The organism is Phenylobacterium sp. (assembly GCF_037138395.1).
GTDB lineage: Bacteria > Pseudomonadota > Alphaproteobacteria > Caulobacterales > Caulobacteraceae > Phenylobacterium.
Genome location: NZ_JBAXIM010000048.1, coordinates 1 through 18,437 on the forward strand (window position 1 = coordinate 1; position 18,437 = coordinate 18,437).

The following is an 18,437-nucleotide window of genomic DNA, read 5'->3' on the forward strand; positions in this document are numbered from 1 at the left end:
TCCATCCCGAAACGCGCCTTCAGCTGGTCCGCCGAGAGCGGAGCCTGGGCGGTCAGTCCGGGTATGGCTGGGCCGCTTGCGGGCAGGGCCGTGTTCGACATCACCGCGCGCGCGAACCTGCCCGGGTTCTCCGCCAGGACCCGGCCGCCGATCAGGCCCCCCCAGTCCTGGCCGAAAAGGGTCATTTGCTTCAGGTCGAGCTTGTCGATCAGAGCGCTGACCCAGGCGACATGGCCGCTGTAGGTGTAGCGCTCGGGGTCGATGAACTTGTCCGACCGGCCGAACCCGATCAGGTCGGGCACGATCACCCGATAGCCGGCCTCGACCAGCGGCCCGATCATCTTCCGGTAGAGATAGCCCCACATGGGCTCCCCATGGAGCAGAAGCAGGGTCTCCCGCGCGTCGCTGGGTCCGGCGTCGACATAGGCCATGCGCAGGCCGGGCTCGACTTCGAGGTAGCTGGGCGACCAGGGATAGTCTTCGACAACGGAGAACCGGGCTTCCGGCGTCCGCAGGATCCCCGCTCCGGGCTGGCCTTTGGTCATGGTCGCTCCCTTCCTGCCTAGACTTGGCCTCGGCCAGAGGCCGGCGGCCCCAGGCTGGGAAGTTTTCCGGGTCGTCCGGAGGCAGGTCGATCGAGGCTATGCGGCGACGGGGACGCCGTCCATCGCCAATGGCGGGGCGCCGGCCGGGAGGGCGGAGGCTGACCTACCCTCCCCCGCAGAGCCGGTCCACCAGCAGGGCTTCGAAGGCGGCATAGTCCGTCCAGGCGGCGGCGATGCGCACCGGATCTCCCGCCAGGTCGATGGCGGTGAGGCCATCATCGCGTACGGCCAGGTTCAGGGTCTCCATCTCCAGCCCCGCTTCGGAGAAGGCCAGATAGACGGCGACGGTGTCGAACAGGACGGTCGAGCGGTCACGCCATCGCTCAGGATTGCGGCCGACGGCGGGCAGCCAGAGCCTGTAGGTCTCCAGTACGGCGGCGGCCAGGCTGTCGGGCCGGGCCTGTGCATGGGCGGCGAAGCGGGCGTAGGCCTCGCCGCGCAGGACCACGGAGCCGCAGGTGTCGACGGGGGTGATCGTCTTGTCCCAGTGCGCAGCGAACACCGTCCGCGCCGCCCCGGCGTCGGCCAGGACGTTGTACTCGGGCCGCGGCGGGGAGCCCGGCAGATAGCCAACCCGAACGGCGCCGTGCATGCCCACGAACCGGGCCCGGCCGGCGATGCGCGGCGCCCGCCGAAGCGCCTCTGCGATGTTGGTCAGGGGGCCGATGGCCAGGACCACGGGCGGCTCCGGCGCAGCGTCGATGGCGTCGATCAGGGCCTGGACCCCGTCGGCGTGGACGGTGGGATGGGTCTCAAGCGCCCGGGCGTCGGCCCAGTCACCCTGGGGCCGGCCCTGCATGGCTGGCGGCAGGCGCAAGGGCCCGCCGATCCCCAGGCCGATGGGCACGTCGGTCCGTCCGGCGATGGCCAGGAGCCGGGCGCAGAGCCCGCCGCGGTAGTCGGTCTCGCCGCTGACCGTGGTGACGAGCTTCAGGTCCAGTTCTGGAGACGCGAGCAGCAGGGCCAGGGCCCAGGCGTCGTCGATATCGGTACCGATATCGGTGTCGAGGAGGACGGGTATGGACATCGGAGGCCCTTTGGAGCGCGGCGGGATGGGTCCGGACGTCTAGTGCGCCCGGTTCCTCAGTACCCGGCCGCCCCGGTTTCCCGTGTGCTCGTCATCTTCGACGATGACCGTCCCGTTGCAAATCGTCGCCCGGTAGCCGACCGCCTTCTGGCTCAGATGGGCGGCCCCCCCCGGGAAGTCGTAGAGCATCTGCGGCTGCAGCTCGGCGATCCGGTCCGTGTCGATGACGTTGATGTCCGCCCGCTTGCCGACGGCCAGGACCCCGCGGTCGGTCAGTCCCAGGACCCGCGCCTGCAGGCTGGTCAGCCGGCGCACGGCGGCCTCGAGGGTGAAGCGGCCGGTCTCCCGCACCCAGTGTGACAGGATCAGGGTCGAGAAGGCCGAGTCCATGCTGATGGTGACGTGGGCGCCAGCGTCGCCGAGGCCCGGCAGGGCCCACTCGGAATCGATGACCTCGTCCAGGGCCGCGAGGTCGCGGTTGTGGCTACGGATCAAGAAGAGCGCCCTGCCCTCGCTTTCGACCATGGCGTCGAGCCAGATCTCTGCCGGGGGCTTGCCGGTCTCCTGGCTCCGCGAGAGCAGGCTCTCGCTCTGCGGGGGCATCCAGTCCGGCGACCTGCCGGAGCCGAGGGGGAAGGTCCGGGCCGAGCGTTCCTTGTAGCCGCGCTGTTCCGCAGCGTCGGCGATCAGCCGCGCCCGGAAGCCGGGATCCCGGACCGCAGCGAGCCTCTGGTCGAAGGCCATGGCCTTCATCTGCACCCAGGACTCTCCCGCCGGCAGCAGGTCGAGGAAGATCTCGGCGCTGATACCGGAGATGAAACCGCCCGGGCGCGGCGAGGACAGGCCGACAACATCGGTGCCATCGGCGACCATCTTGGCGACGCAGGAATTGAAGTAGGCGACCGACTGCGAGTTGGCGGCGATCGGCGCGCTCCACAGCAGGCGATGGCAGGCCTTGCCGATCTCGCGGAGAATTTTCATCTCGCCCTGCATCGGGATGGCGTAGTTGGGAATGGTCTGGATCAGGCCGCCGCCCGACTTCACGGCACCGGCGATAGCAAGGAGTTCGTCAAGCCCCGCGGAGGTGCCGGGGATGTCGCGGCCATCGGGCATGGCGTGGCCCTGGAGCCGGTTGACCGAGACGCCAAAGGCCCCCTCGGCGATGGAGCTTCCGACGATCGACGCGATCTGCTCGATCTCCGCCGGCGTCGGCTGGTCGTCGATCGCCCTCTGGCCCATGACATAGAACCGGACAGCGCTGTGACCGACCAGGCCGGCGAGGTTGATGGCCGGGTTCAGGCGATCGATCGAGTCCAGGTATTCGCCATAGGTTTCCCAGTCCCAGGGCAGGCCGCCCAGTATGGTGGCCCGGGGAATGTCCTCGACCGACTCCATCATCTCGGCGAGCAGGGCCCGGTCCGTGGGCCGGCAGGGTGCAAAGGTGACCCCGCAGTTGCCGATCAGGGCGGTGGTGACCCCGTGATAGGTCAGGGGCGCCAGCAGGGGATCCCAGCCGACCTGGGCGTCGAGGTGGGTGTGAAGGTCGATGAAGCCGGGCGTGATGGCGCAGCCCCCGGCGTCGATCTCGCGGCGCCCGGCACCCTCGACCTTGCCCATGGCCGCGATGGTGTCGCCCACGATCGCGATGTCGCCGGTTGTGGGTGCCGCCCCGGTGCCGTCCACGAGACGGCCGTTCCGGATAACCAGATCGTAGGTCATGGGTCTTCTCCTCCCAGCATGAGCCCCCGTTGGAGATCATGGGGTTACGCTAGGGGAGGTTGTGGTGCCTGACCAGAACATCCTCCGGTTGGCGTCACCCACAGTGACCTCCGTTCCCCCGACCCAGGTCCCAGGAACAGCTACAAATGTTCATGTTTTGTTCTTGCCCATCCTCGGCCTGAGTGGCAGGGTCCCGTCCTAACGCGGAGGTACGCATGCGGCGATATCAAACGGATCCATCCCGGCTCGAAGGCGAGGACCTGGACCGATGGTTCCGGCGTTCACCAGCCCAGGTCCGGGCGGATCGGGAGGCGGCGCGGCAGGGGCGTTACGACGCCTTCTTCGGCGCCCGAGAGAGTACGCCTTCGCCTGACCGGTCGGAGGGTGCAGTTCGCGGGGACCAGACCCCGGTCGCGGAGCCCGGGTCGAACGTCATCCAGTTCGCCTTTCAGCCGCCGGTCCAGGCTTCGCCTTCCGGCATGCGGGTCGCCATGCCTATGGCCGTGGGCCAGCCGCCGTCGGATGCGTCCCAAGGCGGTTTCTTCGATACCCACCGGCCCATACCGAACCCGCTCCTGGGTCCGGCCTACATCACGGACCTTCCCAGTCCCTTGAACCTCGTGACACCCCGGGCGGGGGGTTGGTTCGAGCTCGGGGACGGGCGACTCGTCCGGAACGCCGACGAGGTCGAGCGGCTCTTCGTCGAACAGCAGCTGAGGATGACGGGCGAGGACAAGCCCGAGCCCCCCGCCCAGGTCCGCTCGGTGGACCAGTGGAAGGACGGCACCATCCCGCGGGCGGAACAGGTAGCGGCGGGCCAGCGCGAAATCGACCGGGCCTGCCACGACAATGGCGGCTGGGAGCGCGATCCGACCTTCTCGAGATACAAGGCCTGGACCCAGGACTACGAGGACCGGATCACCGGGGCGCCCGGTCTCGACTATGTCGTGCGCAATCCGCTGGAGAAGCCAGTCAGGTTCGACGGATGCGCTGTCTGGGACCCCCGCCGCCAACTGCTCGAGGCCAAGGGCCCTGGCTACGAGGCGCTGGATCGAAGGGCCCGAAAATCGACATTCTTGCGGTTCATCTGGAACGGAGTCCGGAACCAGGCCCAGAGACAGGACCGCGCCGCCCGGGGAAGGACCGTTGAGTGGCATGTCGCCGAGCCCGGGGTCGTCCCGACCTTCCGGGAGGTAACAGAGGCCTCCCCCACCGTCCGTGTGTTGCAGACCTCGCCTCGACCGGGCGCCCCCATCCCCAGGAGAAAGTGACCGAGATGATTTCTGATGATCAAAGGCCTTCGCCAGAGGACTCCGATGCCTATGCGGACTGGGTCGAAAGCATGCGCGAAAAGGCCAAACTGAGTTCCGCGGACGAGATCAAACAGCGTCGGGAGGCCGACTTCCCCGAGGCTATCCAGGGGCGGTGGCTCGACGAAATGGACCCAAGCGATGAACTCCTCATACGGGGAAGCGAATTCATCAGGTCCGGCGAGCCATGGCCCTACCTGGACAAGCTATTGCTCACCAACGATGCGGGCAAGATCCACCTCGAGATCATCTTCCCCGAGAACGAGGAAGAAGGATCTTCAACAAGCCTATTCCTGATGGACGATGGCGCGCTTGGGTACGCGACCTGGCACGAAGCCTGCACCTACCTGAGGCCGGATGCCTGATGCAGATCGTGGCCCGTCGGTCGGCCTTGCCTGGACCTACCCGCCAGTGCCAGCTGATTCCATAGCTCGGTGAACTGGAACGAGGCCGAGACCATGGCGTCCACCTGAGCCTTGCCCAAGGCCGTGGTCGCCGCCGAGGGATTGAGCTTGGACCCGGACCCGGTGTCGGTCATCTCGCGGGTCGACGTGGGCTTGCCGGTCGCTTCGGCCTTCCGGCCCTCGGCGAGGCTGGATGAGGGTCGGGGGGAGCGGTCGGGCGCCCATTTGCCGCCCCGCAGCGGTCATGAATTCGCCTTCACGGCCCGGCTTCCTGTCCGCGCACCTTGGGTCTGGACGGCTGGATGAGAAGGCCGTCCCTTTTGTTCGAGTGAATTTCAAACCTCATCTCAGACCCCGCCACCTCGGCTTCCGGCCCAGGGCGGGGCAACATTCAGGAAGGATGCGCCGTGGGACTCTCCCTTTCATTCATCGCCAGCCAGGGGCCCGATCCCCTTGAGAGCCTCGGCTTGTCCGCCGACGGCAAGACCCTCAGGGCCGAGCCTCTGCCGCCACCGGCCAGGTTCGTCGCCTTCGAGCTGGGGGGCTGGCGCGTGGTCATGAGCGACGATCATCGCTTCGCAAGCCGCGAACGGGTCAGCACAGCCGCCCAGGGCGGCGTCGCCATCGGCGTCTACATGGAAGAGCATGTCATGGTCAGCGGTGCCTTCGGCGCGAAGGACGGGCAGCTCACCTGGAGCGTCCAGCATGACCCCGAGCAGGGATTGGAGCACCTGGATGTCTGGGGGGAACCGCCCGGCGCCCTGGCGTCCATCCGCGAACGCCTGCTGGCGGAGCTCCAGGAGGAGGACGAAGTGGATGCCCTCTTCAGTGCGCCCCTCGACCTGGCGGCCAGCGCCTGCGGCTTCCACCCTCACGAATTCGAGGGCGAGATCGACCTGACCATCCTATCCGTGGCCAGCAAGGACCTGATGAAGATGCGCGAGCCCGGATTGTCGGCGGATCCGGGGCTGGCGGCCCCGGCGGCGACGGCGGCGGCTGAATCGACCGCCCGCCCCGGCTTCCTCGCGCGGCTGTTTGGGCGGCGGTAGGAGGCTTACTCAGACTGGGGTCTAGAAAGTTCGTTTGTTGTTCTTTCGCTGAGGTGAAGCGGGATTGCAGTCCCTCTTCATTCCCAGAAGATGCTGATGGACCGGAAGATCGGCTCTTTCGCTGCTGTCGAGGGTCCGACAGCCAATCCGACCAGGGTCGCGTCGGATGGGCGAAGACAATCCGTCTGAAGACGCCCAGAAGGCGATCCGACAGCGGCGCTAGTTTCCGATGGCCGCCGGGTCCGCCCACCAGGACAGGGTGTGGACGTCATGCGCCGAGGTCCAGATGCCGTCGGGGGTGTAGCGCAGGGCGCCGCTGCCGACGGGAGCGCCGACCCGGGCAAGGATGGCCAGGGATTTCGGATCCAGGACAACGAAGGTCTGCCCCGCGGTCGTACGCAGCCAGACCTTGCCGCCGCCAATGTCGATGTCACCCCATTTCAGCGTCGTGTCGACCTTGACGCGGCCAGTGACGGCGCCGGTCGCGGGATCGATGCGAGCCACCGCGCCATCCCCCTGTTCCTGCACCCAGACCGCGCCTTCGCCGGCGGCGAGGAAGCCTGGCACCTTGCCGAGCTGGGTGGTCGCCACGGCGGTGTTACTCCCGGGGTCGATCTTCTGGACGATCTGAGCGGGCGCGCTGACTGCCCAGAGCGCGCCTTCGCCGAAGGCCAGGTAGCTGGTGCCGGGTTCGACCTTGATGGACGCGATGACCTTGTTGGTCGCCGGGTCGATGCGGGCGATGACGCCTGACTTGTCGCTGGCCACCCAGATCGAACCGGCACCCGAGAGGACGTTCATTTCGCCGTCCGGGCTGGCGAGGCCGGTGGGGATGACGGCGGCGACCCTGTTGGCCCGGATGTCGATGCGGTTGACGCTCATGGCCTTGCAATCGGCGACCCACAGCGCGCCCTCGCTGATCGTCATGGCACCGCAGGCGCCTTCCAGCGGTACCTCGGCGAGCTTGCCGGCCTTTGACCAGCGCTCGACCCGGCCCTTGTTGGTGGTCCAGACCGTGGCCCCGTCGACGGCGAGGAAATCGGCAAAGCCTGGCACCTTGATGACGGTCTCGACGGGCGCAGCCCCGGCGGCGGAAGCAAAGGCAAGGCTGCCCGACCAAGCCAGGACAGCCCAAAGCTTTTTCATGGCGTTCGCGATCAGTTGGCAGAGGCGGGAGGGATGCGGTCTGGCTTCATCCGGTCGCGCCAGGACTGGAAGGGGAAGAGCCATTGTTCCTGGATCGACAGCCGCCTGCGGTCACCCTGGCCCACGACCTCGCTTTCGCCCTCGCGATAGGTGCCGAAGATCCGGTCCATGAGGATCATGGCGTTGGCGTAGTTCCAGCGAGTGTCCTCATAGCTGGTCGCCGTGTGGTGCAGGCTGTGGTTGCGGATGGTGGTAAAGACGTAAGCGTACCAGATCGGTGGATCGGCGCGCACATTGGCATGGGCATAGATGGAGATGGCGGAAAGGCAGCTAAAGCCCGCGAACATTGCCGCAGGGTTCCAGTCAAATAGCGAGACGACCCCCAGGCTGATCAGGAACAGCTCGATCGGATTGCCGACAAAGCCCTTCATGGCGTTCAGCTGGGTGATGTGATGATGCGGCGCATGGGTGGACCAGAACAGGGCGTAATTGTGCATCAGCCGGTGCATCCAGTACTGGCCCAACTCCCAGATCGCCATGAACATGAAGACCTGCACCAGGAACGGTAGGGAGGTGACCCAGGGCGTGGCGAGGCCCAGCGACTCCTTCAGCGCAACCATGGGTTGATCGGCGAGGGTGCGCGTCGCCCAGACGATCACAGTCGCATTCAGCCCCACATAGAAGACGTCGGTGAAGAACTCGGTCGTATTGAGACGCCAGCCCTGGTGCCGCGCGTTCAAGAATTCGAGCCCCTGGACAAAAGCGATGACCCCGAAACCGACAACTGGCAGCAGCCACCAAATATCGAGCCAGGACTTGGGGATATTGGCCCAGAACAACAGCAAGGCGATGAGGGTCGCCGGCGGCATAAGGTCGAAGATTTTCTGCTTCATGACTGTTCTTTCGCACTCACGTCCCAAGACGGCCTTGCAGAAGGTGCAGGTGACCACGATCGGGCGCTCCCGACAATAGAGGCGCGACGGCGGACGGCGCTTGCGGATAAACGCTCAGCGGGGCTTCAGATAGCTCGATCCGGGCCTGAGGATCCCTTGGTCATGGCGCAGGCGACGGCTGCCTTCCACACAGATTGCTACAGGAGGTCGTTTCTCCCCGGGGGGTCAGGGCCTGGAAGCGGACGCTAGACCGACAGGGCGTCAGCCCACAGGCAGACTCCAGCGTCTGAGTTTATCCCGGAGCGGGTTGAGGGCTCGCCTGCGGTTCGCGCTGGGGCGCCATCCCGGGCGATGACAGGGGCTGGCGTCCCGCCGACCTGACCTCTAGCCTGCGGGCAATGACAGGGGGAAAGCACATGGCGCGAATGATGGCGGCGGGGCTCTTGGCGGCCCTCCTCGCGCTTCCGGCGGCGGCGGCGGAACCGGAGTACCGGGCGGAGGTGATCCGTACCGCCTACGGCGCGCCTCACATCATCGCCCGCGACTATGGCGGGCTCGGCTACGGAGGGGGCTATTCCTCCGCCGAGGACAACTTCTGCGACTTCGCCGAGCGGCAAATGACGGTGAACGCCCAGCGGTCCCGTTACCTCGGGCCCGGCGAGAAGAACGCCAATGTCATCAGTGATCTCTACCATCAGCACCTGATCCAGACCGGCGACCTAGACGCCATCATGGCGGGTCCCGGCAAGCCTTCGCCAAAGGCGCGCGCCCTCGCCCGGGGCTTCATCGCCGGGGTCAACCGCTATGTCCGAGACGTCGGCGTCGCCAACCTCCCGGACGCCCGCTGCCGCGGTGCCGCCTGGGTGCGCACCTACGACGAGATGGACTACTGGCGCTCGGTAATCGCAACCCAGCAGCCGACCCTGATGGCCGGCGTCGTCGCCGCCGCCCCTCCCGGCGCGCCGGACCTGCCAGGCCTGCTGGCGCCCGCAGAGCGCTCGCCGGTTCCGGAGGGACAGGGCAGTAACGCCTATGCCCTGGGACGCGAGGTGACAAAGAGCGGCCGCGGCGTCCTTCTGGGCAATCCCCACTATCCCTGGGACGGCATCAACCGCTTCACGCGGATGCACATGATCCTTCCGGGCAAGCTCAACATCGTCGGCGCCGGGCTGCAGAACAGCCCCACCATCGGCATTGGCCACAACCGCTGGGTCGCCTGGACCCATACGGTCTCCACGGCCCGCCGGTTTGGCCTGTTCGAGCTGACGCTCGATCCGAAGGACCCCACGGCCTACATCTTCGAGGGCAGGTCCGTGCCCATGACCCGCACGGTGGTCACCGTCCAGGTGAAGACCAAGGCGGGGCTGACGCCGGTCAGCCGCACCTTCTACGGCACTCGGTTCGGCCAGGTCGTCGAGAACGAAGGGCCGCTGCCCACGCCCTGGACCGCGGAGCGGGCCTACGCCGTCCGCGACGCCGGCCCCGGACTGCGGGCGACCGACCAGTACCTGGAGATGTATCAGGCCCGCAGCGTCCGCCAGCTGGCCGCCAGCCTGGCGAAGTTCCAGGCCGCGGGGTTCAACACCACGGCGGTCGACGCCTCCGGTGAAGCCTATTACGGCGACGTGGGTGCCCTGCCCTATGTGACCGACGCCAAGGCGGAGGCCTGCACGGTCTCGGAGATGGCCAAGATTCTGTGGCGCACCCAGCGGCTGCCCGTCCTCGACGGTTCCCGCGCCGCCTGCGAATGGGAGTCCGACCCGCGCGCCGTGACTCCGGGGATCTTTCCGCCACAGTCCCTGCCGCAGCTCTTCCGCTCGGACTACACCAGCAATTCCAACGACAGCTACTGGCTCACCAATCCCAAGGCGCCGCTGACCGGCTATCCGCGCATTCTCGGCGACGAGGCCACGGCGCGGTCGCTCCGCACCCGCCTCGGCCTGAAGCAGATCGAGGACCGGGTGGCCGGACGCGACGGCCTGGACGGCGCGAAGTTCGACCTGGCCAGCGTCGAGGGGGTGCTATTCGCCGATCGCAACCTCGGCGCGGAGATGACCCGCGACCCCCTGGTCGGCCTTTGCCGGAAGGCGGCGGCCGGACCGCATCCTGACCTCGCCGACGCCTGCCGGGCCCTCGAGGCCTGGGACCTGAGGGTCAACCTCGACAGCCGCGGCGCGCACATCTTCCGCCTTTTCGCGGAGAAGGGCGGCCTGGTGTTCAAGGTCCCCTTCGATCCGACCGACCCGGTGAACACCCCGAACACCCTGGATGTCGACAATCCCCGGGTACTCGCCGCCCTGGTGGACGCGGTGAAGCAGCTTCGGGGCCTGGGCATCCCCATGGACGCGGCCTTGGGCCAACTGCAGACCGAACCCCGCGCCGGGGGCGAGCGGATTCCGATCCACGGGGGACCCGGCCCCGAGGGCGTGTTCAACGTGATCACCCCCGTCGACCTGAAGCCCGGCCTCGGCTGGACCAAGATCCGCCACGGCTCGAGCTGGATCATGGCGGTGGAGTTCACCGACAAGGGCCCCCTCAGCCAGGGCGTGCTCAGCTATTCCCAGTCCACCAACCCGGGCTCGCCGCACGCCGCCGACCAGACCCGCCTCTATTCGCAGAAAGGCTGGGACGACCTGCGGTTCTCAGAGGCGGCGGTGCGCCGGGATGCCGTCTCGCGGGTGGTGTTGCGGGGGCGCTGAGGCCTGGCGCCGAGGGAGCCCGCCATGTTCAAGGCCGGGAGACGCCACCGGATCGCAGACTGACGACGATGGAGCCCAAGTGGGCCGGTGTCAGAGGGCGGATGCGGGCCGCGTCCGCGTCCGCGAAGGGGCTTCGCGGAGAAGATCGCCGCAAGGTCGGGGCGCTAATCGGGTGCAGGGCGTTCAGGGTCCCATTGCGGGTCTGGATGGCGGTGCGGGTCGGTTCTAGGTTTCCGCGTCCAGGATCGCCCTCACGGTCGCCATGGGCAGGAACAGACGCAGGGGATTGGAGGTAAGGGTCTCGAACCCGTAACCCTTGTAGAGTGCGAGGCGTCGTTCGACCTTTTCGGGATCACCGCAATCCAGAACGTCCAACATCACCACGGCGACGCCGAGGGCTTCGCTGGCTTGGGCAAGGCGACGTAGGCAATCGACCAGAAGATCGCCGCCATAGCCCTTCCCCTGGAAGCCCTGGTCAACCCCAATCATCGAGATGTAGGCGGCGGGAATTCGACCGTGACCCGGGCGGGTCCGTGCATATTTGGGCGGAAGAGCCTGATAGTCGACGCTGTGGGCAGCGGTGGCGTAGAAGCCAATCAGGCCGCCCTCGGCATCCGTCATCACCCAGATGCGCAGATTGTCAGCCTTGGACAGCTTGTTTGCCGTCTTCCTAAAGAAGTTGTCGACCTGGTCGACGCCGCAGGAAAAAGCCGTCCGATCGTGTTTGTCAGGATCGAACGGCTCAATGATGTTCAGCGCTTTGGCTTGAGCTTCGCCTGCGCTCACCGACTGGAGACCGTCTCACGGTGACGGGCAAAGGCCTTGCGAAGCTTGTCCTTGGGAGCCGGGGGGGCGTCCATGGCGGCGAAGAAAGCCTTATGGTCCACCGGAGCCAGAACCGTACGCTCGTGGGCTTCGATGGTGTTCAGGGCCGACGCATAGGCCGCGTTCATCGTGAAGACGGAGTCGTCCACGCCAGCCAAGGCCGCGGCGCGTTGGATGGCCTGCTTGATGCGCGGCTTGGTCCGGAAGTTCATCCGCTCCGTGCTAAGCTCATCGAGCGAGCTGACTTGATCGTCGAAAGCGAGCATGGCTGCCTGTTGTCCTTTTCGAACTTGATAAGTGTGTACGCCTCATCGGCGTACATATCAAGAGTGGGTTGATTCAACGCTGCGCGGCGGGCGGACGCCGAAAGACCCGTTGTCTCCGGCGTCACTGCGTCGGTATCAAAAATGGGGACGGGCACGAAAGCGGACCTTCAGGGGGATCTGTCGGAGCTCAACCATTGCGCCAAGGTGGGAGTGATGGTGCGATGGAAGCTCAGCTTCACGGGGGCGCCCATGGATAGGTTCGAATATGTGATGGTGATGGTGTCCATCATCATCGGTCTCGCGTTTGTGCACCTGCTCCAAGGGCTGGCGGAGGTCGCGCAGCGGCCCAGACCCTTCCGGCTTCGTTCAATCCACCTCGTGTGGGTCCTCTTCATGCTGGTGACCGTCGCGTTCTTTTGGTGGTGGCAGTTCAAGCTGCAGGCGCTTCAGGAATGGACCTTCGGCACCTACATCTTCGAGCTCGCCTTCGCCTGCGTGATGTATTTCCAGTCGACGCTTTTGTTTCCCAAGGACCTCGGCCCCGACGTCGATCTTGACGAGTTTTTTCATCAGCAGCGCGGCTGGTTCTTCGGGGTCAACGCACTGGGCCAGTTGCTCGACCTGGTCGATACGTGGATCAAGGGCTCCGAGCACTTCCAGTCACTGGGGCCGGAGTATCCCATCGGGGTCGCGTTCAACGTCATAGGCAGTCTGATCGCTATTTTTGTCCCTGCCCGGGCCTTTCAATGGGTCTTCGCGCTAGCCTCCCTGCTCTATGTGCTTTCATGGGCGCTCAGGCAGTTCAATACCCTTGCCTAAGCGGGCTATCTGGCTCCGGCTGCTCTCGAGAAACGGCGGCTGCAGCGGAGCCCGCTGGCGGTGTCGCTCAAGGGCCTGACGGATATTGAAGACCTTCCGTGTGCAGAGCAGGTTGCCGCCACCTTCGGCTCGTCAGGTGGATAGAGCCTGACATCGGCCCCCGGATGAACGCCCGTAAGCAGACACTCCTTGAGTCTGCTTTGGGTGGTTAGCGGACCTCAGATCGTGCTACGACCCTGAAAAAGGGCAGAAGGAAAATCCGGAAATCAGCGTTTGCCTGATCGGCCATTTGATGTAGATCATGCCACCTTGGGCTGCCTGCAACGAGGTCCTATGTCCATTTTCGAATACGTCATTGTCTTGGTTTCCGTAGTTCTGTCCTTCGGCATCGTACGTCTCCTTGAGACCCACGCTCATCTGCTCAAACTGGGATCAAAGGTCCACTGGTCGCCGACGTATCTACTTTGGCTTCTGATCATCTTATTCAGCCATATCGATTTATGGGCGAGCCTTTGGATGCTCCGTCAGTCGGAAGCTTGGACACTGCTGTCCCTGCTCAGTGTGCTCGCGGCGGCCGTCACGCTTTTCTATGCCTCCATATTTTCGGCTCCGGAGTTCGAGCCGGGGCAGGCCATCGACCTATGGGCGTTCCATATGGAAAATCGTCGGCGCTACATCGGGGCTGCCGCTGGCTACTTGTTGATGGGCATCATTCTGAACATGACAATGCTCGCGGGTCAGTTTGATTGGGCCACTGTGCTGGGCGCCTTGCCAGGTCTAGGATTGCTTTTGGCGGCCATCTTCGTTCCTGATCGCAGGGCCCAGATTATCATCCCCATCGTCGTCGCCGTGATGCTGACAGTCTATTTCTCGACCTACTTTGCGACACTGCATGGCTGAAGTCCGTATCCAGCCGGGTCCGAAACACACTGACGTTGCCGAACTCGGACGCTTCGTTAGCAGGACAGCAGGACCTTTCTATCGTCCGCATAGGGTGGAATGCGGACGCTGCGGGCGCGCTGTTGACCGCACGCCACTGGTCGAACACCGTCTGGCGACAGACGGGGGGCTGCAGAATGGCTGACGGGAAAGCGACGCGAGCGAAGCGCCACCGAACGCGTGCCGCGAAACCCCCGACAACGGCTGACCCCATAGAGATCGCGATGGAGGCGGAGGCGTCCGGCGAAGGGCCGCTCGGTCAGGCCACCGGCCTGCTGGCCGATCAGCGTCGGCTGATCCGCTGGCAGATCGCCTCGGAGCGTGCCGGTTTCGCGCTGAAGGTGCTCACCGGCGCCGCCGGACTCTGCGTGGCGGCGGCACTGGGGGCGATGGCCTGGCAGGCAAGCCAGTCCGCCGCCCTTGTGATCGACGCCTTCACCGTGTCGCCCGACCTCGCACAGCGCGGCCTGACGGGACAGGTGGCGGCGAACCGGATCCTCGACCGGATGATGGAGATACAGGCCGGCATAGACAGCCAGCGTGCACCGTCCAGCTTCGACAGGGCCTGGGATGGTGATATCAAGGTCCAGATCCCGCAGACCGGGATCACCCTGGCGGAGCTCCGCCGGGGCCTCAGGACCACCCTTGGCCATGACACCCACGTCTCCGGTGAAATCGTGCGGATGGCGGACGGCCTGGCGCTGACCATTCGCGCCGGCGCCAACGCGGGCGTAACGCTTACCGGTGCCGAGACCGACCTGGCAGCGCTGCTCCGTCGGGGCGGCGAAACCGCCTTCGAGCAGACCGAACCCTACCGATACGGGGTCTACCTGCGGGCCCATGACATGGGGCAGGCCGAGGCGGTGTTCCGCCGCCTTTCAGAGAAGGGGACGCCCCGGGAGCGGGCCTGGGCGCAGGTCGGCCTCGGCAACAACGCCAAGGACCTGCACGGCAGCGCCGCGTCCCTCGCGGTGTTTCGCTCGGCTGAGGCCCTCGCCCCCGCCCAGAGCCTACCGCCCCAGAACATCGGTATGCTCGAGTATGAACTCGGCCACCCGGAGGCCGCTCGCGCCGCGACGCTTCGCACCCAGGCGACCCTCAACCCGCACGGTGAGGTTCGCGCCGAGCTCCGCAAGGCGTTGGGCCTTCGGGTCCGCGGGACACTCGGCCTGATCTCCGGCGACTACCTCGGCAGCCTCCAGGCGTGGACCCAGGCAGGGCACTTCGGACCACAGGGCATGAACCAGAGCCTGACGGCCCGGATCGCGGCCTCGCATATCGGGCTCCACGAACTGTCCGCCGCCCAGGCAGCTCTGGGCCGTCCCGATCCCGCCTTCAGCTTCCCGACCGGGACCCGTGCGCTGGACATGGCGGTCAGCGAGACCCTCCTCATGGTAGAGAAGGAGGACTGGACCGGGGCGCTCGCCCAGGGGAGGGCCGTGGACGAGATTCTAGGGCGTTATCCCGGAGTGATTGATCAGAAAAGGAGCCAGCTCGACCCTCTGATCGCCTATGCCCTGGCCCGCTCTGGCGACATGACCGCCGCCCGGGCGTTGATCTCGACCACTCCGCTCGACAGCTATGACGCTGTCATCATGCGCGGCCGCCTCACCGAATTGGCCGGCGACCGCAGGATCGCGGACCACTGGTTCGGCCAAGCGGTGCGTATGGCCCCGTCGGTCCCCTTCGCCTACCAAGCCTGGGCCGAGGCCCGCTTGGCCCGCGGCGACCTCGCGGGTGCCGTCACACAGGCCTTGCTCGCCCAGAAGGCTGGCCCCCGCTTCGCCGACCCGCTGGAAGTTTGGGGCGAGGCACTGCTGGCGAGCGACGAACCCAAAGCCGCCTGCAGGCGCTTCGAAGAAGCCGCCAAACTCGCCCCCCGCTGGGGCCGCCTGCACCTGAAATGGGGAGAGGCGCTGGCGAAGCTGGGCAAGGTCGATGAAGCTCGGTCAAAGTGGCGCGCGGCGGCGGGGATGGACCTGACGGCGGCGGATCGGGCGAGGGTCAGTCAGCTATTAGTGCGACCGGCGTAGGTCTGCCTCGGGTCGTTCTTTCGCGTTGGGTTCGGGCCAACAAGCAGACGTTGGTCGCGAACAGGGAGGACTACCGCGCAGGTGGAACCAGCATCCCATGCGCGCGCAGCACCTGCTGCAGTTGATCGTGAGGCATGGCCGAGACGGTCCAATAGTCGGCGCCGGTCATCGTCCGCGCCGCGACCATGGCATTGACGACCGCCTCTTCCACGCTCTGCACCGTCGCTTCCAGCACAGGGTTCATGGCCTCGCTGGTCAGCCGGGAGATGGCGGCTGGCTTGCTCGGATCCGCTTCCCAGTTGCCGTCGTCGGCATCGGGATTAGCGGTGGAGAAGGCGATGAAGATATCGCCCGAGCCGTTGCCCAAGTAAGCGCCCAGCCGGCCCAGCCCGACCGCGCCCCGGCGCGCCAGGCGCTTCAGCTGATCCGGCGTCAGCGGAGCGTCGGTCGCAATGATGATGATGATGGAGCCGCGATGATCCACGTCGGGCGCGTCGGCGATGGCCAGCAGCTTCGGATCGCAGAGCTGCGCCGTCTGCCCGAAGATCGACTGCGGCGGCGAGGTCAGCTTGGTCACGCAGTGCGGCTGCAGTTTCATCTCGCGCGCTACCGGAATACCCGCAATCCGGAGGCCCTGGGCCGAGCCGTAGTTGCACTGCACGAGCACGCCCACCGTATAGCCGCCGGCCTGTGCGGACAGGCGGCGTGACGCCGTTCCCGTGCCGCCCTTGAAGCCGTTACAGACCATACCCACGCCGCCGCCGACATTGCCCTCGGCGACGGGGCCTGGGCGGGCGCCGTCCAGGGCGTCGAGTGCGTCCTTCGTGGTGACGTGGTGGCCACCCATGTCGTGCAGTGGCACATCGGCCGTCTCACCCACAACGGGGTACCAGAAGAAGGCGTCACGGCGGCGCTCGGTGAGCCACTTGAACGCCGCATCCCGCACCACGCCCACGCTGCCTGTGCCGGTGATCAGGATCGGCGTTTCGAGAACACCGCTTTCGTCCACCCAGTGCGTGCCGGTCATGTCGCCGTTGCCGTTACCCGCGAAGTATCCGGCGAACACTGACCGCGCATCGGTCTTGCCGCGCGGAAGGATTGCGGTGACGCCGGTCCGGACCGGCCCCTTGCCTCGCAACAGCGGGCCGTCGCCCGTGACCAGGGATTTGAACCCCACTTCTACCCCTGCGACATCCGTGATCGCATTGAGGGGCCCAGGGGCGCCATCGAACGGCACACCGAGATCGCGAGCCCGGGGCTCCGCCGCCAGCGACGGACTCGCAAACGTGCACATGATGACCAACGCAAGAATCCGTCCACGCATGCTCACCCCCAATTGACGGAAAGAAGTTAGGCGCTGCGTGGGGAACACGCAATCGGCTGGACGTCGGTGTAGCGCCAGGAGCGGACGTTGGCCTCGGCCCCGGAAGCGGACTCTCCCAACTGCCGCTTCGGGTCGATTTTCACCGTTGGGTTCAGGCTTCGAAGCGGACGTTAGACCGCTAGGGCGTCAGCCCACCGCCGGACCCAAGCGTCCGAATTTATCCTATAGTTGGTTGAGGGCTGGCCTGTGGTTCGTTCTGGGTTTGTCTCTGGTGGCGTAGCCTTCGCAAACCTGCCGTCGCGACAGTCTCAAGTCATACTGAAATTACGAGGTTTTCAGAACCGCACCAAATCGCCACGGTGCGGAGGTCTGGAGAGTATTCGGCCATTCAGAGAGAAATCCGGCCATTTCCCGGCACGCGCAGTGCGGAGCCCGTTTGGGGAAACCCTAGAATATCACGGGATTTTCCGGCCTCGCCTCAGGCGCAGAGAGATTTGTGGCGAGGGGCGTTGGCGGTGCAGGCAGTCGTCAGGGAAGCTGGCTCGCCCCCCATGCACGCTGCGCAGTACCGGAAATCAGAGAGCGGGCAGTCTCGGCGAACTTGCCTGCTCCGCCCCCGGTCATTCGGCCGTCAGGGCGATGGTCAGGCGCCTAAGTCAGTGGAATCAACCTGTCCCGAATGAACTCCACCCGATCCAGGAGCCGTTCTGCATTTGCCCAGGTCGGTGCAATCGGGAAGGGATAGCTTTCCGAAAGGTCCCGCCCCGCCAGCACCCCATCCGCCCAGTCCTCGGCTATGGCGCAACAGAGCTCCAAGGCTCTGGCGGGCGTGCGCGCCTCATCGGTTTCAAAATGCATCGAGGGCAGGTCGCCGACGACGACCCACCGCTCGGCATCCTCAGGCCTCCCGCCAGGCGCGAACCGCATCAGGAAGAGACCCAGGATCGGCGCCACGGCGAACGCAAGCACAAGCTCGGAGACTGGCGGATCCCACCGCCAACCTGTGACGAACCGCCAGGCGTCGTCTGTCAGGGCCTCGAGGCGCGCGCGTTCTTCCTCGCCCCCGTAGTCGAGGTCCTTCCCCATTGGGAAGGCAGAGGTATCGATGCGAAGGGTCATGCGCGGCAGCCCGGTTGATCACGCGCTCATATGATAATGGGATCTCCCGGCTTCCAATGGGGATTGAAGGCCTTCTGCCGTCGCTCGAGCTGTTTCTGTCGGTCAGACTCGCTTGGTAGGCCGACGATGTCGCTGGTGAAGTGGCGGATGGAGTCTGCTTGCCAAGGCACCGATTTTGGCAGGCCTGCCGGTTCGGAGGCTGGGTAGTCTGCAAGAACTATTCTCCACGCCCCCCGTACTCAGCCATCAGGGGTTTCGAA

Annotated in this window: 16 protein-coding genes; 7 read left to right on the forward strand and 9 right to left on the reverse strand. The window is 66.0% G+C overall.

The genetic code is table 11. The features are described 5' to 3' along the window. The 3 genes from WCJ52_RS05625 to WCJ52_RS05635 form a co-directional block, all read right to left on the reverse strand. Positions 1-545, reverse strand: a 545-nt coding sequence (locus WCJ52_RS05625; RefSeq protein ID WP_336902328.1) for an alpha/beta fold hydrolase, incomplete at its 3' end; no start/stop codon positions are given. 163 nt (positions 546-708) lie between these two features. Continuing rightward, complete coding sequence (locus tag WCJ52_RS05630) at positions 709-1,632, reverse strand: nucleoside hydrolase (RefSeq protein WP_336902329.1); 924 nt, start codon at positions 1,630-1,632, stop codon at positions 709-711. A 39-nt stretch (positions 1,633-1,671) separates the two neighbouring features. Then, on the reverse strand, positions 1,672-3,351 hold the full coding sequence (locus WCJ52_RS05635) for an amidohydrolase family protein (protein ID WP_336902330.1): 1,680 nt from the start codon (positions 3,349-3,351) through the stop codon (positions 1,672-1,674). A gap of 215 nt (positions 3,352-3,566) precedes the next feature. Here WCJ52_RS05635 and WCJ52_RS05640 point away from each other — a divergent pair, with 215 nt between their 5' ends. From WCJ52_RS05640 to WCJ52_RS05650, 3 genes are all read left to right on the forward strand, one after another. Next, positions 3,567-4,622: a Tox-REase-5 domain-containing protein gene (locus WCJ52_RS05640; RefSeq protein WP_336902331.1), complete on the forward strand. Its 1,056-nt coding sequence runs from the start codon at positions 3,567-3,569 to the stop codon at positions 4,620-4,622. Next, entirely contained in the window at positions 4,619-5,026 is a 408-nt protein-coding gene (locus tag WCJ52_RS05645; RefSeq protein ID WP_336902332.1) for a hypothetical protein, read from the forward strand. Before WCJ52_RS05640 ends, WCJ52_RS05645 begins: the two co-directional genes overlap by 4 nt. Before the next feature lie 446 nt (positions 5,027-5,472). After that, positions 5,473-6,114 carry a hypothetical protein gene (locus tag WCJ52_RS05650; RefSeq protein ID WP_336902333.1) on the forward strand — a complete coding sequence of 214 codons (642 nt, stop codon included), beginning with the start codon at positions 5,473-5,475 and terminating at the stop codon, positions 6,112-6,114. Between the two features lie 219 nt (positions 6,115-6,333). Here WCJ52_RS05650 and WCJ52_RS05655 read toward each other — a convergent pair whose 3' ends face one another. After that, positions 6,334-7,260, reverse strand: a complete 927-nt coding sequence (locus WCJ52_RS05655) for a YncE family protein (RefSeq protein ID WP_336902334.1) — start codon at positions 7,258-7,260, stop codon at positions 6,334-6,336. An 11-nt stretch (positions 7,261-7,271) separates the two neighbouring features. Then, positions 7,272-8,153: a sterol desaturase family protein gene (locus WCJ52_RS05660; protein ID WP_336902335.1), complete on the reverse strand. Its 882-nt coding sequence runs from the start codon at positions 8,151-8,153 to the stop codon at positions 7,272-7,274. A gap of 416 nt (positions 8,154-8,569) precedes the next feature. On the opposite strand from WCJ52_RS05660, the gene WCJ52_RS05665 reads away from it, so the two are divergent. Further along, the gene (locus WCJ52_RS05665) at positions 8,570-10,852 is read left to right on the forward strand and encodes a penicillin acylase family protein (RefSeq protein ID WP_336902336.1); all 2,283 of its coding nucleotides are present in this window, start codon (positions 8,570-8,572) and stop codon (positions 10,850-10,852) included. 225 nt (positions 10,853-11,077) lie between these two features. On the opposite strand, the gene WCJ52_RS05670 is transcribed toward WCJ52_RS05665, so the two are convergent. After that, entirely contained in the window at positions 11,078-11,638 is a 561-nt protein-coding gene (locus WCJ52_RS05670) for a GNAT family N-acetyltransferase (protein ID WP_336902337.1), read from the reverse strand. After that, the gene (locus WCJ52_RS05675) at positions 11,635-11,943 is read right to left on the reverse strand and encodes a DUF1778 domain-containing protein (protein ID WP_336902338.1); all 309 of its coding nucleotides are present in this window, start codon (positions 11,941-11,943) and stop codon (positions 11,635-11,637) included. The genes WCJ52_RS05670 and WCJ52_RS05675 overlap by 4 nt, the downstream gene beginning before the upstream one ends. A gap of 249 nt (positions 11,944-12,192) precedes the next feature. On the opposite strand from WCJ52_RS05675, the gene WCJ52_RS05680 reads away from it, so the two are divergent. The 3 genes from WCJ52_RS05680 to WCJ52_RS05690 all read left to right on the forward strand — a co-directional run bounded on the left by WCJ52_RS05680 (position 12,193) and on the right by WCJ52_RS05690 (position 15,734). After that, positions 12,193-12,762 carry a hypothetical protein gene (locus WCJ52_RS05680; RefSeq protein ID WP_336902339.1) on the forward strand — a complete coding sequence of 190 codons (570 nt, stop codon included), beginning with the start codon at positions 12,193-12,195 and terminating at the stop codon, positions 12,760-12,762. 333 nt (positions 12,763-13,095) lie between these two features. Next, entirely contained in the window at positions 13,096-13,662 is a 567-nt protein-coding gene (locus WCJ52_RS05685; protein WP_336902340.1) for a hypothetical protein, read from the forward strand. Positions 13,663-13,925: 263 nt separating this feature from the next. Then, positions 13,926-15,734, forward strand: coding sequence for a hypothetical protein (locus tag WCJ52_RS05690; protein WP_336902341.1), 1,809 nt, complete (start codon positions 13,926-13,928; stop codon positions 15,732-15,734). Positions 15,735-15,804: 70 nt separating this feature from the next. Here WCJ52_RS05690 and WCJ52_RS05695 read toward each other — a convergent pair whose 3' ends face one another. Both WCJ52_RS05695 and WCJ52_RS05700 read right to left on the reverse strand, forming a co-directional pair. Beyond that, entirely contained in the window at positions 15,805-17,058 is a 1,254-nt protein-coding gene (locus WCJ52_RS05695) for a P1 family peptidase (protein ID WP_336902342.1), read from the reverse strand. A gap of 651 nt (positions 17,059-17,709) precedes the next feature. After that, positions 17,710-18,177: a hypothetical protein gene (locus WCJ52_RS05700; RefSeq protein WP_336902343.1), complete on the reverse strand. Its 468-nt coding sequence runs from the start codon at positions 18,175-18,177 to the stop codon at positions 17,710-17,712. Positions 18,178-18,437 lie beyond the last annotated feature (260 nt).